Origin of the sequence: Roseivirga sp. UBA1976 (assembly GCF_002336325.1) — a bacterium.
In the GTDB taxonomy this organism is placed as follows: domain Bacteria; phylum Bacteroidota; class Bacteroidia; order Cytophagales; family Cyclobacteriaceae; genus Roseivirga; species Roseivirga thermotolerans.
This window is the reverse complement of the sequence record NZ_DDDQ01000053.1, coordinates 1-1,709: the sequence shown is the minus strand read 5'-3', so window position 1 is coordinate 1,709 and position 1,709 is coordinate 1. Positions and strand designations below refer to the sequence as shown.

Here is a 1,709-nt window from a genome sequence, read left to right as displayed (position 1 = left end):
AGCTTACCCTGGTGATGTATTCTACCTTCACTCAAGACTTTTGGAAAGAGCCGCTAAGCTCAATGCTAACGATGACATTGCAGCAGCTATGAACGACCTTCCTCCTTCTTTGAAAGGTAAAGTAAAAGGTGGTGGTTCATTAACAGCCCTTCCAATTATCGAAACTCAGGCCGGTGACGTTTCTGCCTATATTCCAACCAACGTAATTTCAATTACTGACGGACAGATATTCCTGGAAACCAACCTCTTTAACTCTGGGGTGCGTCCTGCGATTAACGTAGGTATTTCAGTGTCGAGGGTAGGGGGTTCAGCCCAGATTAAGTCAATGAAGAAAGTAGCCGGTACATTAAAGCTCGATCAGGCTCAGTTCCGCGAACTGGAGGCTTTTGCCAAGTTCGGTTCAGACCTAGATGCGGCTACTAAACTGACCATCGATAGAGGTAGAAGAAACCAGGAAATTCTTAAGCAGGGACAATACTCTCCGGTACCGGTTGAGGAGCAGGTAGCTATTATCTATGCTTCTACAAAAGGTCTCATAGACAAAGTACCTGTTGAGAAAGTAAGAGAGTTTGAGAAGGAGTTCTTAACCGTTATGAGAACCAGCCATAGAGCGGCACTAGATGCCCTAAAGGCCGGTAAGCTAGACGATTCGGCCATTGCTTCTATAGAGCAGGTGGCAAAAGAGCTTTCATCTAAATATTAATTCAAATTGGGGAAACCCAGGCAAGAATAGACTATGGCAAGTTTAAAAGAAGTAAAAGAGCGGATAAAGTCGGTATCCTCTACTCAGCAGATTACCAAAGCCATGAAAATGGTGGCGGCTGCAAAGTTGAGAAGAGCCCAAGATCGCATTATTCAGCTCAGGCCATATTCAGAAAAGCTAGCTGCGCTTTTGGCCAACGTATCTTCTGGTAATACAGAAGAAGGCATGAATACCTATGCTCAGGAGCGCGAAGTAAATAAGGTGCTTATTGTACCGGTTACTTCAGACAGAGGCTTGTGTGGTGCGTTTAACTCCAATATTGTTAAAGCCTGCAGAAACCTGATTAATTCGAATGAGCTTGCCGGAAAGCATATCGAGGTGTTGCCAATTGGTAAAAAGGCTTTCGATAGCTTTAAGAAAAGAGAATACCCTGTAATCAATCAGTTTTGGGGTGTTTTTGGCGATCTTACTTTCGATACGGTAAAAGAAGCTGCTGAATACGCAATGCAGGCCTATGCAGATGGCACTTATGATAAGGTATATTTGGTGTACAACGAGTTTAAAAACGTGGCTACTCAAATTGTAAGAACAGAACAGTTCTTGCCAATAGTTGAGCTGGAGCGTGAAGAGAACACTACCACCAACATAGACTACATCTATGAGCCTTCCAAAGACTTTATTGTTGAAGAATTAATACCTAAGTCATTGAAGATTCAGTTCTACAAAGCTGTTTTGGAATCTAATGCTTCTGAGCATGGTGCACGAATGACTGCCATGGGCAAGGCTACAGACAATGCAGCAGAACTGCTTAAAGAGCTGAAGCTAACCTATAACAGAACGCGTCAGGCGGCCATTACCAAAGAGATTCTCGAAATTGTGGGTGGTGCCGAAGCGTTGGCTGCTCAGGGCTAGAACAAAAGATTCGAACAATTATGATAAATTAAACCCCGACTTGTTTCGGGGTTTTTTTATGATCATATAAGAAAAGCTCCACAGTGCAGGCTTA

General features: G+C 43.4%; 1 protein-coding gene and 1 pseudogene. Both read left to right on the top strand.

Annotated elements, in window-relative coordinates; genetic code table 11:
- A pseudogene (locus B3763_RS05980) lies at positions 1-703 on the top strand (F0F1 ATP synthase subunit alpha); the annotation flags it as partial.
- A gap of 33 nt (positions 704-736) precedes the next feature.
- Positions 737-1,615: an ATP synthase F1 subunit gamma gene (atpG, locus tag B3763_RS05975; RefSeq protein ID WP_189628691.1), complete on the top strand. Its 879-nt coding sequence runs from the start codon at positions 737-739 to the stop codon at positions 1,613-1,615.
- Positions 1,616-1,709 lie beyond the last annotated feature (94 nt).

Excerpts from the sequence above, each read along its gene's own strand:
- atpG (WP_189628691.1), top strand. The coding sequence starts at position 737 with ATGGCAAGTTTAAAAGAAGTAAAAGAGCGGATAAAGTCGGTATCCTCT.